This is a genomic window from Curtobacterium sp. MCPF17_051 (genome assembly GCF_003234595.1).
Taxonomy (GTDB): Bacteria; Actinomycetota; Actinomycetes; order Actinomycetales; family Microbacteriaceae; genus Curtobacterium; species Curtobacterium flaccumfaciens.
Window position 1 is genome coordinate 1 of sequence record NZ_QKSE01000003.1, and the last position, 18,377, is coordinate 18,377.

The following is an 18,377-nucleotide window of genomic DNA, read 5'->3' on the forward strand; positions in this document are numbered from 1 at the left end:
CTCGCTCAAGCCCCTCCAGCTCGAGGGCGACAACGCCATCCTGACCGGCACCACCGTCCACGTCTCGGAGGACGCCGCCGGCCTGCTGAACAAGACCTTCGGCACCGACGCCGTCAAGCGCGGCCTCCTCGTCGGCACCGCCACCATCACCGCCCAGATCAAGTAACACCTGCCGCACCACCACAGTCGGCCCGGACCACGCAGCAGCGCGGTCCGGGCCGACTTGCGTCGTGCGTCGTGCGTCGTGCGCCGAGCGGAACCGGGCGTACCTGGTGGAACCGGGCGTTCCTGGCGGAACCGGGCGTGCCTGGTGGAACCGGGCGTACCTGGTGGAACCGGGCATACCGGGTGGAACCGGGCGTACCTGGTGGGTTGTTTCGACCAGGTACGCCCGTTCTTGCGAACCAACGCGCGTGCGATGGGAAAGAACGGGCGCACAGACGGACGGGAGGCCCGGTGCCAGCTGACACCGGGCCTCCCGTCCGTCGTGTCCGCGCGCCGGGCCGGCGGCCCCTGCCGGGACTCGGCCCCGCGGACAGGTTGCGCGTACCGGGACCCGCAACCTGTCCGCGGGGCCGAGTCCTGGCACCGGGCCTCCCGTCCGTCGTGCGCGTACACCGGGTCGGCAGCCGCCGTCCTCACGGGCTGGACGACACCTCACGCGCTCACGTTTGCGAGAACTGTCGCTCAGCGCGAAATCTCGCCCCGGACCGCACCTCGGCACAGCTCGGCACCGCTCAGCCGCGCCGCCACCACCGCCGCGGTTTCGCCTCGAGCCGCGCCTGCTCCGCAGCCCGCGCGGCCGAAGCCATGCGCACCTCGCGGCGTTCCCGCCAGGCGAGCACCTCGGCCTCGATGTCGCGCATCGGCGTCACCACCGGCGGCCCGCCGAGCAGCTGCCGCCGCGCCTCCTTCACCCGCGCGTTGAAGTCGACGAGGACGTCGCGCACGTCGGTCTCGAGCGACAGGGCGTCGAGGGCGTCGTCGAGTTCGGCGTCCTCGGTCCGCAGCGCCAGGGCCGGCGGCGCGATGCCCCGGATGTCCTCACGCTCGATCTTCGACTTGATCCACCAGTCCGGGTCGTGCTGCCCGTCGAGGCCCGGCAGCGGCTTGCCGTGGTACGGGTTGCCCTCGAAGACCCCGCGGCGCTCGGCCTCCTCGATTTGGGCCCGGGCGTGCGCGGCGACGTCGGCGGCCTTCAGCAGCCGACGTTCCTCACGTTCCGAGCGCACCTCGTCGGGGTCGAGCGACCCCCGCTCGATCTCCTGGTCGACGAGCTGCTGGTAGCGGTAGCGGGCGGCCCTGCGGAGCCGGTCCATCCGTGCATCGACGTCGTTCATCGTCAGACCATGATGCCCCGCGCTCCCGACGGGCCGTCCAGGCCGGTCAGGACTTCTCCGAGAGCTCTTCGATGGTCATCGCGGCCTGGATGAGCGCCAGGTGCGACAGCCCCTGCGGGATGTTGCCCATGAAGTCCCCGTCGACGGCGCTGAGCATCTCGCTGAACAGGCCGACGTCGTTCGCCTGCGCGACCATGTCGTCCATCAGCTGCTTCGCGTCGTCGATGCGTCCGACGCACGCGAGCGCGGCGGCGAGCCAGAACGAGCACGCCACGAAGGGGGACTCCTCGTCCTGGATGCCGGAGTACCGGTACACCAGCGGCCCGTGCTGCAGCTGCTCCTCGATGGCCCGGATCGTGGAGTCCATGCGCGGTCCACGGTCGAACGCCGACATCGCGTGCAGCAGGATCGAGCAGTCGAGCGCGTCGGTGCCCGGGTACATGACGTAGTGGCCGAGCTCCTCGTTCCACCCGTTCTCGGCGACCCAGTCCTCGATGAGCTCGCGGTTCTCGATCCACTTCTCGCGCGGGCCGTCGATCATCCCCGCGTCGTGCAGCTCGACGGCCGCGTCGAGCGCTTGCCAGCAGCCGATCTTGCTCGTCGTGTAGTGCTGCGCCTCCTGCAGCTCCCACATGCCCGAGTCGGGCTCCACCCAGCGGTGGCACGCGTCGTCGGCGAGGTCCTGCAGCACCGAAGCCGTCTTGCGGTCGAGCACGTTGCCGGCTCGGACGTACTGTCGCATGATCTCGAACACGTCGCCCCAGACGCCGAGCTGCAGCTGGTCGCCGGCCCGGTTGCCGATCGTGACCGGACCGATGCCGTTCCAGCCCGGAACGTCGCGCTCCTCGACGGTGTCGCTCTTCGACCCGTCGAGTCCGTAGAAGATCGGCATCGTCTCGTCGTGCTCGGCGATCGTGCGCATCACCCACGAGACGGCGGCGTGCGTCTCCTCGCGCAGGCCGAAGCGGGTGAGCGCGTGCACCGTGTACGCCAGGTCGCGCACCCAGGCGAACCGGTAGTCCCAGTTCTTCCCGCCGGTGCGGTCCTCCGGCAGGCTCGTCGTCGGGGCCGCAGCGATGGCGCCGGTGGGGGCGAAGATCAGGAGCTTCAGGGCGAGGGCGCTGCGCTGGACCGCGTCGGACCACGGTCCGTCGTAGCTGAACTCCTTCGACCAGGTCGACCAGTTCTCGATCGTGCGGTCGACCCCTTCGAGCGTGCGCTCCGGCTCCGGCAGGAAGATCGGCTCGTCGTACGTGCCGACGATGGTCAGGATCGACTTCGAGCCCTCGGTCGTCGAGAACCGCCCCGAGAACCGGGGGCCGTCGTCGTGCACCGGTTCGAAGCCCTGCTCGACGATCGCGATGGTCACGCCGTCGACGCCGATCACCGTGCCGTTCACGGTGTCGAGTCGGCGCGGCTCCGCGGTGTTCAGGATCGTGCCGGGCACGACCGCCCACTCCATCTCGACCGAACCGTCGACCCCCTGCACGCAGCGGGCGATCTCGGCCCACGGCAGACGTCCGGCCACCCCGGTGACCATGGCGTCGGTCACGGTTGCGGTGCCGGACGGGGTCGTCCAGGTCGTCACGAGCACGTTCGTCCCCGGCAGGTAGGCGCGGGACACCTGCGCCTGGTCGTCCACGGGCCGCAGGGCGACGTGTCCGCCGTGCTCCGCGTCGACGATGCTCGCGAACACCGGCGGTGAGTCCATCGACGGGATCGGCAGCCAGTCGATCCGCCCGTCGAGCGCGATGAGGGCGACCGTCCGCCCGTCGCCGATCGCGCCGTACGAACGGAGCGGGACGTACCCGTTCGTCCGTTCCTCGTTCTCCGTCGCGTCGGGGGTGTCTCGCGTGCGCTCGGTCATGCGTCCAGCCTGCCCCGGCCCCGGCGGCGACCATCAGGCGGACGTACCCCTCGTGGAGAACGCACGCCGAGCCTCCAGCCTGTGGAGAACCGCCGGAGAACCGCCGGAGAACCGCCGGAGCACCCCCGGAGCACGACCGACACGCCCACGCGACTTGCGCATCCCGGGCGTGTCGCACTAGCGTCGTGCTCCTGCCGATCGGCAGACCGCCCGCCCCGGGCACACCGGAAGGACCGCGCATGCGCGCCGTGCAGCACAACGAGGAACGCGTCGAGCTCCAGCTCGCCGCGGCCGCCGTGCTGCCCGAGCAGCAGTGGTCCCTCCGCTATCCCGCGTAGGCACGCGACGTCACACGACGCCTGCGTGCCCACCCGGCCCGGGGCGTTCGTCAGCACCGCTTCCTTCCGTCCGCCACGTCGGGCGACGACCAGGAGGCCAGGCGTACGACCGTCTCGGACCGTCACCTCGACGCTCACGAAAGCGAGACGACTCCATGAAGAAGATCAACGACCGATTGCTCAGCTGGGCCTCGATGCTCGAGGACAACACCGAGCAGCAGGCCCGCACGACCGCGCGCATGCCGTTCGTGTTCCCGCACCTGGCCCTCATGCCCGACGCACACCTCGGCCTCGGGGCCACCGTCGGGTCCGTCATCCCGACCCTCGGCGCGATCATGCCGGCGGCCGTCGGCGTGGACATCGGCTGCGGCATGATCGCGGTCCGAACGCAGTTCACCGCCACCGACCTGCCCGCCAACCTGCAGGGGCTGCGCGAGCAGATCGAGCGCGCGATCCCGTTGTCGGCCGGTGCGTCGAACCGGAAGATCGTGGCGACCGCCGCACCCCGGATCGCCGAGCTCGAGGCGATGGCCGCGATCGCCGGGTTCGGCCCCGACGGCGTGCACGGCGGGTGGCGGAACCAGCTCGGCACGCTCGGGTCCGGCAACCACTTCATCGAGGTCTCCCTCGACGAGCAGGACCGGGTCTGGCTCTTCCTGCACTCCGGGTCGCGGGGCGTCGGCAACAGGATCGCGCAGCGGCACATCAAGGTCGCCAAGCAGGCCATGGAGCGGTGGTGGATCCAGTTGGCGGACCCCGACCTGGCGTACCTGGTGGAGGGCACGCCGGAGTTCGACCGGTACATCGCCGAGCTCCGGTGGGCACAGCACTTCGCGCTGCTCAACCGCGAGGAGATGATGGACCGCGTCGTCCGGCAGCTGTCCGAGGCCGTCGGCACGCCCGTCGACGAGCGCGAGCGGATCAACTGCCACCACAACTTCACGCAGCGTGAGACGCACTGGGGCAAGTCGGTGTGGGTCTCGCGCAAGGGTGCGATCCAGGCGAAGGCCGGTCAGCCCGGCCTGATCCCCGGGTCGATGGGCACCGCGTCGTACGTGGTCGAGGGACGCGGCAACAAGCCCTCGCTCGAGTCGTCCCCGCACGGTGCCGGCCGGCTGTTCTCGCGGAGCGCGGCCCGGCGGACCTTCACCCACGAGCAGCTGCGCGAGGCGATGGCCGGCATCGAGTACCGCGACACCGACGCGTTCCTCGACGAGATCCCGGCGGCGTACAAGCCGATCGACCAGGTCATGGCGGACGCCGAGGACCTCGTGTCGATCCGGCACACCCTGCGGCAGGTCGTCAACGTGAAGGGCGACTGAGACGCGCCCACCGACGGACCGGAGGCCCGTGGCGGCGCCGCCACGGGCCTCCGGTCCGCCACGTGGCGGAGCGCAGGGCCTGGCGCGCCCCGGACAGGACGGGACGCGTCGGGCACGCTGGGGCGTGATGAGCGACACGGCGGAGCACGCAGCGAAGGAAACCGGACGACAGGTCCGGCGAGCGGCCGACAGCCGCTGGTTCGAGGTCACGGCACGCGCCGGGTTCGTCGGCAGCGGCATCGTCCACCTGCTGATCGGGTACCTGGCGATCCTGCTCGGCATCGGCAACGCGTCCTCCGGCGGCGAGACGGACCAGTCCGGTGCGCTGCAGCAGATCGCCGCGGTCCCCGGGGGCGTGTTCCTGCTCTGGCTGATCGCCGTCGGCACCGCCGCGCTCACGGTGCGCCTGATCGTCGAGGCGATCGTCGGTGGCCGTTCCGACACCACCCGGGGCTGGCTCGCCCGGCTGAAGGACGTCGCGAAGGCCGTGGTCTACGGCGTGATCGCCTACTCGGCCGCCTCGTACGCGCTCGGTGCCGGGTCGAGCTCGAGCAGCTCGTCGCAGAGTGCCGCGGCGAAGACCCTGGCGACGCCGGGCGGGGTGTTCGTGCTGCTCCTCGCCGGGGCGATCGCGGTCGCGGTCGGCATCGGCCTCGTGGTGATCGGCTGCCGCCGGTCGTTCCGCAAGCAGATCACACGACCGTCGGGCCAGCTCGACCGCGTGGTCACCGTGCTCGGCGTCGTCGGCTACGTCGGCAAGGGGATGGCCGTGGCCATCGTGGGCGTACTCATCGCCGTCGCGGGGCTGCGGAGCGACCCCGACCAGGCCACCGGGCTCGACGCCGCGTTCGACGCCGTGCGGAGCATGCCCGGCGGGGTGTTCGTCCTCGTCGCGATCGGCATCGGTTTCCTGGCCTTCGGCGTCTACAGCTTCTTCCGCGCGCGGTTCGCCCGCCTCTGACCCGCGGACGTACGGACGACCGGACCGGCGCGGACCTTCGCGCTCCGCGACACCTCACGGGCCGAAGCGGGCGTGAGGTGTCGCTGAGCCCGTGAACTCGCCGCCGCCGCCGCCGCCGCCGCCTCACCGCCGTCCCCACGCCTGAGCGGGCACGGACCGCCCCCGCGGTAGACGGGGTCGATGAGCACCAACGTCACGACCGGCCCCGCGACCGTCTTCGCCGACGCCCGAGCGGTCCTCGCCGAGAGCATCGTCTGGGACCCGTCCGCACAGTTGCTCCGGTGGGCCGACATCACCCTCGGCACCCTCAACACCGCCGAGGCCGACGGCACCGTGCGGTCGAGCGTGCCGCTGCCGCCCCCGCTCGCGAGCTTCCAGCCCCGGGCCTCCGGCGGGTTCGTCGCGGCCCTCGGCGACACCGTCGTGGTGACGGACGAGCAGGGTGCCGTCGAGCGCGAGATCGCCCGCGTCACCCACAGCACCTCGGGCAACCGGTTCAACGAGGGCAAGTGCGACCCGTTCGGCCGGTTCCTGGTCGGCAGCATGAACGTGACGACCGGCGAACCCGACGCGGCGCTCTACTCGATCGAGGCGGACGGCACGACCCGGGTGCTCCGCGGTGGCTTCGGCGTGACGAACGGCATGGAGTGGTCGGAGGACGGCCGCACGATGTACGTCACCGACACCAGCGCCTCGACGGTCTTCCGCGGGTCGTACGGCCCGGACGGCGAGCTCGGCGAACTCGAGCCGTTCATCGTCGGTCACGCGCACGACGGCCTGGTCCGCGACGACGAGGGCTGCTTCTGGAGCGCGATCTACGGCGGATCCCGCGTCGAGCGCTACGGGTCCGACGGCTCGCACCTGGAGACGGTGGAGCTCCCCGTCGCCAACCCGACGTCGGTGGCGTTCGGCGGCCCGGACATGTCGACGCTCTTCGTCGGGACGGCCCGCGAGAACCTCACCGAGCAGGACCTGGAGCAGGCGCCGCCCTCCGGCGCGGTCTTCGCGGTGCCGACGGCGGTGCACGGGTTCCCCGCGAACACCTTCAGCGGCTGAGCACGCCGTCGCCGCCCGCGCGGACGGCGGCCGGGTATCCTGGGCGACCGCCCGACCGGAGGAGACCCACGTGGACGACGAACGCCAGGCACCCCGGCCGGACCCTGCCGGCGAGCTCGCCCAGGCCGAGGACGCCGGCGTCACGGTGCAGGTGGACCGGGTCGCGGTCGACGGCACCTACGTCCGGGTGAGCTCGATCGGCGAGCCGGGCGCGCGGGCCTTCGTGCTCGTCGCGGGCCTGGGCATCGCGTCGACCTACTACGAGCGGCTCGCCCCGCACCTCAACGAGAACGGTCCGGTGCACGCGCTCGACCTGCCGGGCTTCGCCGGTGTCCCGCGGTTCCGGGGCACGGTCACGATCGAGCGCTACGCCGACGCGGTCGAACGGGTCATCGACGACCTCGGGCTCCAGGACCCGGTCCTGGTCGGGCACTCGATGGGCACGCAGGTCGTCACCGAGGTCGCCGCCCGCCGTCCGGGCATCTCCGACCTCGTGCTCATCAGCCCGGTGGTCGACTCGTCGGCACGCACGGTGCGGCAGTCGGCCTTCCGGTTCCTGCGGTCGACGCTGCACGAGCCCGCCGCGGTCCGCTGGCACGGCATCACGGCGTACGCGCTGTGCGGGTGGCACTGGTTCCGGAAGGTCCTGCCACGGATGATCGCCTTCCCGATCGAGGAGCGCGCCGCCCACGTGCAGGCGCGCACCCTGATCGTCCGCGGTGAGCACGACGCGATGGTGCCGCGGGACTGGGTCCGTCGGCTGGCGCGGGTGTTCCCGTACGCGGTCCTCCGCGAGGTCGTCGACGGCGCACACTCGGTCATGCACGCACAGGCCGACGCGGTCGCGCGGCTCGCGGTGGCGCACGTCGACCACCGGATCCCCGACCGGGGCGTGTCGTCCCTGCAGCGGGTGCACGACGACTCGACGTCGTCGGACCTGGCCCGGCTCAGCCCGGGCGACGCCTGGTTGCTGGTCAAGTCGCGGTTCATCGAGCTGTTCGGGATGGCTCGAAACGACGACGAGACGCTCGAGGCGGCCAAGTCCGCGCACGCCGTCGCGATGGCGGACGGCGACGACCTGCCGGTCGACCCGGCGGACCGCCGTGCGGTCGTCGACGAAGTCGCGCCCGAGTCGAAGTAGCGAGCACGGTCGAAGCAGCGGGCGTCGCGACGTGCGGGCGACCGCCTGGAGGCCCGGTGCCGGTCCGACGGACCGGCACCGGGCCTCCAGGCCGTCGCGACCACCGCGACGGGCGAGCGGTCAGGGCGTGATGCGGCCCGGCAGCATGTCGGGCGTGAGCGCGTTCGCCTCGGCGAGGACCTTGCGGGCCTCGTCGGTCTTGTCCCAGACGTTCCAGAGCAGCACGCCCCGGACCGTGTCGTCGTCGTCCAGGTAGTAGACGACGCCGGTCACCGTGGGGTCCTGCCAGTCCTCGACCGTGCGGAGCTCCGCGCTGACCTGCCCCACCGCCTCGTACCCCATGTCGAAGACGTCGGAGTAGAACATCGGCGTGTGGTCGTAGGTCTCGTCGGCGTCGGCCAGGTTGCGGCCGGCCTGCCGACCCTGCTGCTGCGCGTTGTCGACGTGCTCCACCCGGCGGGTGCCGAGGATGCGGTCCGGGTACTCGGCGACGTCACCGGCGGCGAACACGGAGTCGTCGTCGGTGAGCAGCGTCGAGGTCACCACGATGCCGTCGCGGACGGTGAGTCCGGCGTCGGAGGCGAGCTGCGTCGCGGGTTCGATGCCGAGTCCGGCGACGACGGCGTCGGCCTCGACCACGGAGCCGTCGTCGAGCGTCAGCCGAACGCCGTCCGCCGTCTCGGTGCCCTCGGACACCCGACGGCCGGTGCGGAGCTCCACACCGTGGTCGACGAAGCGCTGCTGGAACGCCCGTGCCAGATCCTCGGGGAACATCCGGCCGCCGACGACCTCGTCCGGGTCGATCAGTGTGACGCTCGCACCGTTCTGCACGATGCCCGCCGTGATCTCCTGGCCGATGTACCCGCCGCCGACGACGGCGACGTGTGCCCCGGCGTCCGCGAGTTCACGCAGCCGGCGGTAGTCCGACGCGCTGCGGTAGTCGAGCACGCGTGCCGACGGGGACAGCCCCGGCAGCCCGCGGGGCTTCCCGCCGGTCGCGAGCAGGAGCCGCTCGTAGCCGTGGGTCGCGCCGTCGGCCGTCGTGACGGTCTTCGCGGCACGGTCGATCGCGGTCACCGTGGTGCCCAGGACGAACTGCGCCCCGGTCTCCTCGGTGTGCAGGTCGACCTTCTCGTCCCAGCTGAAGTCCGGGTCGGTCCAGAGCTTCTTCGACAGCGCGGGCCGCGCGTAGGGCCGGTCGACGTCCTCGCTGAGGATCCCGATCGACCCGTCGGTGTCGAGCTCGCGGATGCCACGGGCAGCGGCGTCGGCGACCATCCCGCCGCCGACGATGAGGTAGCGGAAGTCGGTCATGACGCCTCCTGGCGGTGCTGTGGCGCCACGATCAGATCGTGGCGACCGAGCCGGAGTCGACCCGGTAGTTGGCGCCGTTCACGAAGCTGGCCAGGTCGGAGCACAGGAAGGCCACGACGTTCGCGACCTCTTCCGGCTCGCCGCGGCGCTTGAGCTCCATGTACGGCCGCTCTTCTTCGAGGAAGCTGCCGATGGCCTCGTCGAACGAGGTCCCGCGCTGCTTGGCCCGCTTGTCCATCATCGCGTCGGTCATCGGCGTGTGGATGAACGCGGGGGAGACCGTGTTCACCAGCAGGCCCTCGGAGGCGTAGGAGCGCGACAGGCCCTTCGCGAACGAGAGCACCCCGGCCTTGGCGGCGCAGTAGGGGAGTTCGTCGTCGTACGGCTGCGAGGCGTCCTCGGACACCAGGTAGACGATGCGGCCCCAGCCGCCCTGGCGCAGGTCGCCGATGAACTCGCGGGTGATCCGCACCGGCCCCATCAGGTCGATGTCGATCGTCTCCGCCCAGCCGGCCTCGTCGATCTCGTGGAACATGCCCTGGGCGCCGGTGACGCCCGAGGACTGCACCAGGATGTCGATCTCGCCGACGGCCTCGCGCACCTGGTCGTGCAGGGCGGCGAGGCTCTCGGCGCTCCGGACGTCGGCGGCGAAGGCGTGCAGCTTGCCGAGCGGTGCCTCGAGCTGGTCCGCACTGGTGTCCAGACGGCTCTGGTCGATGTCGGTGACGACCACGGTCGCACCCTCTGCCAGGAGGATGCGCGCCGTGTTCCAGCCGATGCCGGAGTCGCCGCCGAAGACGAGCGCGGTCTTGCCCTGGATACCGAGGTCCACCCGGGCCCCTACGCGTGCGCCGACGCGTCGGCGACGGCGGGCGTGGTGGCGGAGGCCAGCGGGGTGCTGGGCGCGCGGTTCTCGGCGGAGACCATCCACGCGAGCTGCTCGAGGCGCTCGATGAAGCCGTGGAGCAGGTCCGCGGTCGTCGGGTCTTCCTCGTCGACCTCGTCGTGGACGTCGCGCATGGTGCCGGTCGCCTGGTACAGCCGGAGCGTGACCTGGTCGATGGCGTCGTGCGTGGTGATCTCGCCCGAGGGGAACGCGTCGAGGTGGCTGCCCGCGGAGACGGTCGCCGAGCGGCCGTCCGGCACGAGGTACAGCGCGCGCATGCGCTCGGCGGTGTCGTCGGCGAACTCACGAGCCGCGTCGACGATCTCGTCGAGCTGCAGGTGGAGGTCGCGGAAGTTGGTGCCGAGGATGTTCCAGTGGGCCTGCTTGCCCTGCAGGTGCAGGTCGATGAGGTCCACGAGGACCGCCTGGAGGTTCTTGGCCATCTTGTCCGAAGCGTGCATGGTTGTGGCTCCTTTCGCGTCGGTGTGACCGTTCCGGTCTACGCGGTCGCGCAGTGCACGCTCTCAGTGCGCTCGGAGGCGGCGTCCCCCGAGGTCGTCCGGCGCGATGCCGCTCAGTGCGACGGCGCGGGGTCGACCTGGTCGACGGCTTCGCGCATCTGCTCCAGGAAGCCGGCGACGATCCGCGCCTCGGACGCGGGGAGTCCCTCGGCGATCGACATCATCCGGCGGTGCATCACGCCGAGCGTGGCGCGGACCTCGTCGTCTGTCTCGGTCGTCGGAGTGATGACGAGGGCCCGGCGGTCGGTGGGGTGCGGGTCGCGGCGGACGTGGTTCGACTTGACCAGGCGGTCGATCAGGATCGTCGTCGAGGCCGACGAGATCTTGAGGTACGCGGCGAGGTCCTTCGGGCTCACGGCGGTGCCGGAGCGCTGCGCCTGCAGCAGGAAGCGCACGGCGAGCAGGTCGGTCTCGCCCATGCCCATCGAGTCACGGGTCCGGCGGCGCATGGCCGTCTCGGCGGATCGGTACCGGCGCAGGGCGTTGAGCACCGCGACCCCGCGTTGGGTCGCGTCGTCGTCCGGGAACCAGTACCCGGACGCCTCGGTGATCTCCTGCGTCGACATGGCGTTCAGGGTAACCCGTCTCGTATCTCGGTCGTCTAGCGGACTCCCGGGTTCCGCCACGACGGTGCGTCCGCAACGTCCGATGCGTCCGCACCGGACGGACAGGAGGCCCGTGCGGGGTCGCCACGGGCCTCCTGTCCGACGGTCGGTCGCGTTACGCGGCTGCCTGCTCGTCCGTGCCGGCTGCGGCCTCGGCGAGCGCGGTGAGCGCGCCCTGCACGAGCGTCGTGACCTCGGCGTCCTCACGCGGGTGGGTCTCCGCGAAGCGGACGACCGACTGCGGGATGGCGACCTTGACGTCCTCCAGGACCTTCGCGCCGGCGATGCCGGCGGCCTTGCGGGCGTCGTCGTGCGCCCAGACGCCGCCGTACTGGCCGAACGCCGAGCCGATCACGGCGAGCGGCTTGCCGGACAGTGGCGAGGCGCCGAACGGACGCGAACCCCAGTCGAGCGCGTTCTTCAGGACGGCGGGGACGGTGCCGTTGTACTCGGGGGTGATCAGCAGGACGGCGTCCGCGGTGGCGACGGCGTCGCGGAAGGCGACGGCAGCGGCGGGCGGGGTGTCGCCGTCGATGTCCTCGTTGTAGAACGGCAGGTCGACGATGCCGTCGAAGGTGTGCAGCTCGATGCCCTCCGGCGCGTGGTGCGCGGCGGCCTCGGCGAGCTTGCGGTTGATGGAGTCGGCGCGCAGGCTGCCGACGAGGACGAGGACGTTCGTCATGGAGCTCCTTCTGTTGCGGGATGCTGTTGCTGGACGGAAAGGTGTCAGCGACAACCAATGCGATCGTCGGGCGCGCTATTCCCAACGCTGGGTACGGTGGCGTCGTGACCTCGCTTCGGACCCCGGCCAGCACGCCTCGAACCACCGATCCGACCTGGTGGCGCGACGCCGTCGTCTACCAGGTGTACCCGCGCAGCTTCGCCGACACGGACGGCGACGGGCTCGGTGACGTCGCGGGCATCACGAGCCGGGTGCCGTACCTGGCGTCGCTCGGTGTCGACGCGCTGTGGCTCTCCCCGTTCTTCCCGTCGCCGCTCGCCGACGGGGGCTACGACGTCGCCGACTACCGGGCCGTCGACCCGAAGCTCGGGTCCCTCGACGACCTCGACGCCCTGGTCCGGGCCGCCCACGAGCACGACCTGAAGGTCATCGTCGACATCGTGCCGAACCACACCTCGGACCAGCACGAGTGGTTCCGGGCCGCACTGGCGTCCCCGCCCGGGTCGGCCGAGCGTGCGCGGTACGTGTTCCGCGAGGGGGCCGGCGACTCCGGGGAACTGCCGCCGAGCGACTGGGTGTCGAACTTCGGCGGCAGCGCGTGGACCCGGGTACCGGACGGGCAGTGGTACCTGCACCTGTTCGCCCCCGAGCAGCCGGACCTGGACTGGTCGAACCCCGAGGTCCGCGCCGACTTCGAGGACACCCTGCGCTTCTGGTCCGATCGCGGTGTCGACGGGTTCCGCGTGGACGTCGCGCACGGTCTGGCGAAGGACCTGTCGACCCCATACTGGCCCTCGAACGAGCAGGACCTGCCGCTCGACGGCTCCGACCCGCTGTACGACCGCGACGAGGTGCACGAGATCTTCGCCACCTGGCGCCGGGTGCTCGACGAGTACGAGCCGCCCCGTGCCGCGGTCGCCGAGGCCTGGGCCCCCGCGCCCCGCCGCGTCCTGTACGCCCGGCCGACGGAGCTCGGGCAGGCCTTCAACTTCGACCTGCTCGAGTCCCCCTTCGAGCCGGACGCCTTCCGTCGGATCATCGAGCGGAACCTGGCAGCCTCCGAGCAGTCGGGCGCCTCGAGCACCTGGGTGCTGTCGAACCACGACGTCGTGCGGCACCCCACCCGGTACGGCCTGCCGGACGGCACCGACACCGATGCCTGGCTCATGACGGACGGCACGACGCCGGAGCTCGACCGCGCACGGGGGCTCCGCCGGGCACGTGCCGCGACGCTGCTGATGCTGGCGTTGCCGGGGTCGTCGTACGTCTACCAGGGCGAGGAACTCGGCCTGCACGAGGCCGCCGCGATCCCGCGCGACCTGCTGCAGGACCCGAAGTGGCTCCGCACCGGGCACACCGCGAAGGGCCGGGACGGTTGCCGGGTGCCGATCCCGTGGACGCGTTCCGGGCCGTCGTTCGGCTTCGGGGACGTCGCACCGCACCTGCCGCAGCCGCAGGACTTCGGGGAGTCCTCGGTCGAGGCCGAGGACGGCGATCCCGAGTCGACCCTGTCGCTGTACCGCCGGGCGCTGGCCGCACGACGCCGGCTGCAGCAGGGGGAGGCGCTGACGTGGCTGGAGTCCGGCTCCGAGGTCGTGGCGTTCGCCCGGCACGACGGCTGGCGATCGTTCACGAACTTCGGCACGGAGCCGCTGCCGTTACCCGCCGGCACCGTCGTCGTCGCGTCGTGCCCGCTCGACGAGGTCTCGTCCGGTGTGTTGCCCGGCGAGACGACGGTGTGGTTGGCCTGAGCGGACAGGTTCTTCCTCCACAGCCCGGAGGCCCGTGGTGACGTTCCACAGATCGTTTCGCCGCCGCCCGGGGGTGACCTCCCGATCGCGAGCATCGGGGCATGACAGATCCCACTGCTCCAGCATCCGGTCCACGGCCACTCCGGTCGCGGGTCGTCCGTCGCCTCGCTGCGGTCGGCGCCGCGCTGACCGCGCTCGGCGTGCTCGCGGCGCCCGCCGTGCTCCCGTCCGGGTCGAGCGCCGCTGCGCTCGACTTCCCCTACGTCAACGAGTTCTCCAGTGCGTCAGGCGGCACCCTGCACGGTGACGCCGCGGTGTCCGACGGCCGCCTGCGACTCACCGACGACGTCCGGAACCAGGCCGGGGCCTGGTCGACGAACGACACGTTCCCCTCCGACACCGGGCTCGAGATCGAGTTCACCTACGCCATGTACACCGCGAAGGACGACCCCGGGGCCGACGGCCTGCTGCTGTACCTGGCCGACGGGGCCGCACCACAGGGTGTCGGGTCGTACGGCGCCGGCCTCGGGTACGCCTGCCGCAGCACCGTGACCGAGGGCGGTGGACGCCCGTGCGACCTTCCGGGGGTCCCCGGCGGCTTCGCCGCCGTCGCGATCGACCACTACGGCAACTTCTCGTCGCGCATCAACGACTCCGGTCCCGGTGCCCAGGCCGACCACGTCGTCGTCCGCGGCTCGGGCGACGGGACCGAGGGCTACCGGTACGTCGCCGGCGTCGCGGCCCCCGGCGGCACGGTGACCGACGGCGCCGCACCGCGGAAGGTCCGCGTCACCCTGCTGCCCGAGGCCGACGGCGGCCTCGCCGTGACGGTCCGGATCCAGGCCGGCGGAGCCCTGCGGACGGTGCTGGACTCCGTGCCGCTGCACGGCGACGGACAGGCCCCGCTGCCGAGCACGCTCCGCCTCGGGTTCGCCGCGGCCACCGGCAGCCACGTCGACAAGCACGAGGTCGATGCGCTGCAGGTCCGGAAGCCGGCGGACCTGTCGGTCGAGCACGACCTGCCCGCGACCGTCGCGGCAGGCGACCCCGTCCGCTACGACGTCACGGCCCGGAACCCCGGCCCGAACGCCTCCGATCCGAGCCCGTTGCGCGTCGACGTGCCGGACGGCATCGAGGACGTCACCTGGACGTGCACCGCGGCGGCGGGCTCCGCCTGCGCGACCGCGACGGGGAGCGGTGACGTGGCGACCGACCTGTCCCTGCCCCGCGACGGTTCGGCCGTGGTGACGATCGACGGGCGGGTCGCCGCGGGCACCGAGGGGAGCCTGGAGAGCGTCGCGACGATCGCCACGCCTGCGTCGTTGTCCGACACGAACGAAACGGACAACGTCTCGCGGGCGAGCACGACCGCGACGGCACCGGTGGCCGTCGCGCACGTCGAGACGGACAAGTCCGTGTCGCCGTCGACCGTCGCACCCGGTGACGAGGTCGAGTACCTGGTGACCGCACGGAACCGGGGCCCAGCGGTCGCGGAGCACGTCGGGGCCGTCGACGACCTGCCCGAGGCCATGGGCTTCGCCGGTTCGGACGACGGGTGCACCGCCGAGGGGCAGCGCGTGACGTGCCGATCCGACACCTCACTCGACGTGGGGGAGACCCGCGCCTTCCGGATCCGCGCCGTGCTCGACCCCGGGTACCGGGGGGACGGATCCGACGTGGTGAACGTGGCGACCGCGACCTCGCCAACCGACCCGGACGGGGGCGACCCGTCCACCGGTGTGGCGATCGTCGTCGACCCGGGCGACGAGGGACCGGCGCCGAGCCCTGCGCCGACGACCGGTCCGGCACCGGACGACGGGGACGGCTCCGGTGATGGCGGTTCCGGCGACGGCAACGGCCCCGCGGCGGGTGCTGACGACGGGCGTGCGGGTGCTCCGGCAGCTGACCACGGGGCCACCGCGCCCGTCGGAGCCCTCGCCTACACCGGCTCCGAAGGGGTCGGCCTCGCCGCCGCGCTCGCAGCCCTGGCCGCCGCCGTCGGATCCGTGTGCTGGTGGCTCGCCCGACGTCGTGCCCGCCGGGACGCGCCGACCGACGACCCGCAGCAGCCCTGACACCGCCGGGACGGCACCGGACAGCGGTGCCGTCCCAGCGCACGGGTGTGCACGTCCACAGGGGGTGGAGCCGCCGCCGGTCGGGCGTTCACCCCACCGGCGGTAGGATCGGATCCACGATCCGCATGCCCGAAAGAGGTCTCGTGTCCGACACCGTGGACGACGCCACCACCGTGGAAGACGCGACCCAGCGCGCGCGGTACTGGCCGATCCCGATCCTCCGGGCGGTCCCCGCAGCGGTCGTCGCGATGGTCATCACCTTCTCGACCAACCACGCCGCGGGCTACGGTCTCGTGCTGTTCGGCGGCTTCGCCCTGGTCGAGGGCCTCGTGCTCCTGTTCGCCGGGATCTCCCGACTGTCCCTCGACGGCCGTTCGCGCCGCACGACCCTGCTGCAGTCCGTCATCACCCTGGTCGCCGCGGTCGCCGCGTTCGCGTGCAACGGGTTCGGGCTTCCGGCCTTCATCACGGTCATCGTCGCGTTCGCGGTGCTGACCGGGGCCCTCGAGCTGTCCCAGGGGCTCCGTGCCCGACGTCGCTCGCCCTTCGCTCGCGACTGGACCACGATCGGCGGCCTGACGCTGCTGCTCGCGGTCGCCTTCCTCGTCACGCCGCCGGACTACTCCCAGCAGCTCGGTGGCGTGGAGCAGGTCACCGGCACCCTCGACGCCTCGATCGTGCTCGTCGGCCTGCTCGGCGCGTACCTCGCCATCACGGCCGTCTTCCACGTGATCGCCGGCCTCTCGCACAAGTGGGGCACGGCCACGCCGGCCGTCGCCCCGGACGGAGCACCACACGCATGACCACCCCCAGCCGTCGTGACCGTCTGCGCCCGGTCGAGCTCCTCGGGATCTCCGCGATCGTCGCGGTGTTCACCGGGCTCGTCGTGCTGTTCTCGACGCGGGAACTGCAGCTGGCCGTGATCTTCCTCGGCGTCGCGTTCATCGTGGTCGTCGTCGTGCTCGCGATGCTGCAGCTCGCCTCGTCGAGCGAGCAGGACGACAACGACATGCTCGGCGGGCACAAGACGCCGGGCGAGGGCGACGGCGACGACTTCCACTGACGGCTGACGCAGCGGCGATCGCGTCCTGACGCCTGACACGCCCGAGGTCACGGATCAGGAACGGTCCTGTCAGGATCCCGCGTCCTGCCGACACCTCTGGGTGAAGGAGGTGGGATGTGGACGTGACGACCGGCACCGACACGGACGAAGGACTCGTCCGTGCGATGGCACAGGGGGACACCGGAGCGCTCGCACGGGCGTTCGATCGGTACGCCGCCACGCTCACCCGGTACGCCTGGGCACTCGTGGACAACCGGTCCGACGTCGAGGAGATCGTGCAGGACGCGTTCCTCACGCTCTGGCAGCGGGCGGCGACCCTCGAGCTGCCGGCGGACACCGTGCTGCCGTGACTGCTCGTCGTCTGCCGCAACCACGCCTTCAACACCGGACGCAAGCAGGCCCGTCGTCGCGCGGACGAACTCCCCGAGCACCTCGCCTCGCCCGCCGACCACGACGAGGCCCGCGAGACCCTGCGCTGGGTCCGTGCCGAGATCGCCGCGCTCCCCGACCTCGACCGCCGCATCTGCGAGCTCTGCCTCCTCGAGGGGTACTCCTACGCCGAGGCCGCGGAGCTCCTCGGGCTCACGGTCGGGGCGGTCACCCAGCGGGTCTCCCGCAACCGACGTCGACTCAAGAAGGCGGTGATGCACGATGAACACTGAACCTCCCCAGGGAGACGAGCTGCAGCGCATGCTCGTCTCGATGAAGCAGAACGTCCTCGAACGCGCCACGCCCCGCCCGAAGCGACGTCGTGGTCGCTCGGGGGTCGTGATCGGCGTCGTCGCCCTGCTGGCACTCGGCACCGCGACCGGCGCCGTGGCCCTGACCCTGTCGCAGCAGAACGCCGACCCGGTCGCCGCTCCCACCCGGACCCAGCAGCCCGAGCCCTCGCCCTCCGCGACCACGCCGAGCTCCGCCCCGATCACGGGCGCCCCGATCCCGAAGCCCACCCGGACCCCCACCGTGGCGACGATCCCGGCGACCTGTCGCGACATGGTGCCGGCGGAGGACTACACGCGGCTCTTCGGGGAGAATCCGCTGACCGAGATCTCGAAAGCGAAGGACGGGACGGCCGGCGGCGATGGTGAAGACGTCACCTGGGCGGACGGGGAGTCGGAGATCATCTGCCGGTGGGCCGACCCTCGAGCGGACGTCAGCGGGCTGACCATGACCATCGGGACGGCCGGACCCGGTGCCGCGGACGTGCTCGCGACCAGTCCGCTCCAGTGCGAGGACCGTGACGGCGGCCGGGTGTGCCAGTCGTCCGTCCGGGCCCAGACCGGCCCGGTCGACCAGGTCTCCACCTTCTTCCTGCGCGACGACACCTTCATCGTGATCCGGCAGGCGAACTTCCCGACGAACGGTCTGCTGGACGCCGTCGTCGGGGAGATCTGGGGGGACTGACGGCCTGGAGGCACGTGACGGACCCGACCCGTGCCTCCAGTCCGTCGGTGG

18 protein-coding genes are annotated in these 18,377 nt (G+C 71.9%); 11 read left to right on the forward strand and 7 right to left on the reverse strand.

Translation table 11 applies throughout. The features are described 5' to 3' along the window. Positions 1-737: 737 nt before the first annotated feature. Complete coding sequence (locus DEJ35_RS02730) at positions 738-1,340, reverse strand: DUF1992 domain-containing protein (protein ID WP_111192013.1); 603 nt, start codon at positions 1,338-1,340, stop codon at positions 738-740. A gap of 46 nt (positions 1,341-1,386) precedes the next feature. After that, positions 1,387-3,207: a glycoside hydrolase family 15 protein gene (locus tag DEJ35_RS02735; RefSeq protein ID WP_111090140.1), complete on the reverse strand. Its 1,821-nt coding sequence runs from the start codon at positions 3,205-3,207 to the stop codon at positions 1,387-1,389. Positions 3,208-3,700: 493 nt separating this feature from the next. On the opposite strand from DEJ35_RS02735, the gene DEJ35_RS02740 reads away from it, so the two are divergent. The 4 genes from DEJ35_RS02740 (at position 3,701) to DEJ35_RS02755 (ending at position 8,025) form a co-directional block, all read left to right on the forward strand. Continuing rightward, the gene (locus DEJ35_RS02740) at positions 3,701-4,867 is read left to right on the forward strand and encodes an RtcB family protein (protein WP_111192014.1); all 1,167 of its coding nucleotides are present in this window, start codon (positions 3,701-3,703) and stop codon (positions 4,865-4,867) included. Positions 4,868-4,994: 127 nt separating this feature from the next. Next, a complete protein-coding gene (locus DEJ35_RS02745; RefSeq protein ID WP_111192015.1) occupies positions 4,995-5,828 on the forward strand; it encodes a DUF1206 domain-containing protein in 834 nt (277 codons plus the stop codon). A gap of 180 nt (positions 5,829-6,008) precedes the next feature. Further along, positions 6,009-6,884, forward strand: coding sequence for an SMP-30/gluconolactonase/LRE family protein (locus DEJ35_RS02750; RefSeq protein ID WP_111192016.1), 876 nt, complete (start codon positions 6,009-6,011; stop codon positions 6,882-6,884). Between the two features lie 70 nt (positions 6,885-6,954). After that, on the forward strand, positions 6,955-8,025 hold the full coding sequence (locus tag DEJ35_RS02755) for an alpha/beta fold hydrolase (RefSeq protein ID WP_111192017.1): 1,071 nt from the start codon (positions 6,955-6,957) through the stop codon (positions 8,023-8,025). Between the two features lie 120 nt (positions 8,026-8,145). Here DEJ35_RS02755 and DEJ35_RS02760 read toward each other — a convergent pair whose 3' ends face one another. The 5 genes from DEJ35_RS02760 to DEJ35_RS02780 all read right to left on the reverse strand — a co-directional run bounded on the left by DEJ35_RS02760 (position 8,146) and on the right by DEJ35_RS02780 (position 12,033). Beyond that, complete coding sequence (locus DEJ35_RS02760) at positions 8,146-9,339, reverse strand: NAD(P)/FAD-dependent oxidoreductase (protein ID WP_111192018.1); 1,194 nt, start codon at positions 9,337-9,339, stop codon at positions 8,146-8,148. 31 nt (positions 9,340-9,370) lie between these two features. Continuing rightward, complete coding sequence (locus tag DEJ35_RS02765) at positions 9,371-10,171, reverse strand: SDR family NAD(P)-dependent oxidoreductase (protein WP_110858650.1); 801 nt, start codon at positions 10,169-10,171, stop codon at positions 9,371-9,373. 8 nt (positions 10,172-10,179) lie between these two features. Continuing rightward, on the reverse strand, positions 10,180-10,686 hold the full coding sequence (locus DEJ35_RS02770) for a Dps family protein (protein ID WP_017886495.1): 507 nt from the start codon (positions 10,684-10,686) through the stop codon (positions 10,180-10,182). Positions 10,687-10,799: 113 nt separating this feature from the next. Continuing rightward, complete coding sequence (locus tag DEJ35_RS02775; RefSeq protein ID WP_027464983.1) at positions 10,800-11,312, reverse strand: MarR family winged helix-turn-helix transcriptional regulator; 513 nt, start codon at positions 11,310-11,312, stop codon at positions 10,800-10,802. Between the two features lie 154 nt (positions 11,313-11,466). Beyond that, complete coding sequence (locus DEJ35_RS02780) at positions 11,467-12,033, reverse strand: NADPH-dependent FMN reductase (RefSeq protein ID WP_111192019.1); 567 nt, start codon at positions 12,031-12,033, stop codon at positions 11,467-11,469. Positions 12,034-12,137: 104 nt separating this feature from the next. On the opposite strand from DEJ35_RS02780, the gene DEJ35_RS02785 reads away from it, so the two are divergent. The 7 genes from DEJ35_RS02785 (at position 12,138) to DEJ35_RS02810 (ending at position 18,326) form a co-directional block, all read left to right on the forward strand. Continuing rightward, positions 12,138-13,784, forward strand: a complete 1,647-nt coding sequence (locus DEJ35_RS02785; RefSeq protein WP_111192020.1) for a glycoside hydrolase family 13 protein — start codon at positions 12,138-12,140, stop codon at positions 13,782-13,784. Between the two features lie 101 nt (positions 13,785-13,885). Continuing rightward, complete coding sequence (locus tag DEJ35_RS02790) at positions 13,886-15,859, forward strand: DUF11 domain-containing protein (protein WP_146238461.1); 1,974 nt, start codon at positions 13,886-13,888, stop codon at positions 15,857-15,859. A gap of 143 nt (positions 15,860-16,002) precedes the next feature. Then, on the forward strand, positions 16,003-16,662 hold the full coding sequence (locus tag DEJ35_RS02795) for a DUF308 domain-containing protein (RefSeq protein WP_258369760.1): 660 nt from the start codon (positions 16,003-16,005) through the stop codon (positions 16,660-16,662). Then, positions 16,659-16,922 carry a hypothetical protein gene (locus tag DEJ35_RS02800; protein ID WP_027464979.1) on the forward strand — a complete coding sequence of 88 codons (264 nt, stop codon included), beginning with the start codon at positions 16,659-16,661 and terminating at the stop codon, positions 16,920-16,922. Before DEJ35_RS02795 ends, DEJ35_RS02800 begins: the two co-directional genes overlap by 4 nt. A gap of 122 nt (positions 16,923-17,044) precedes the next feature. Continuing rightward, positions 17,045-17,272, forward strand: a complete 228-nt coding sequence (locus DEJ35_RS17515) for an RNA polymerase sigma factor (protein ID WP_258378418.1) — start codon at positions 17,045-17,047, stop codon at positions 17,270-17,272. After that, a complete protein-coding gene (locus DEJ35_RS17520) occupies positions 17,273-17,584 on the forward strand; it encodes an RNA polymerase sigma factor (protein ID WP_258378428.1) in 312 nt (103 codons plus the stop codon). Continuing rightward, positions 17,574-18,326 carry a hypothetical protein gene (locus tag DEJ35_RS02810; RefSeq protein WP_146244735.1) on the forward strand — a complete coding sequence of 251 codons (753 nt, stop codon included), beginning with the start codon at positions 17,574-17,576 and terminating at the stop codon, positions 18,324-18,326. Before DEJ35_RS17520 ends, DEJ35_RS02810 begins: the two co-directional genes overlap by 11 nt. Positions 18,327-18,377 lie beyond the last annotated feature (51 nt).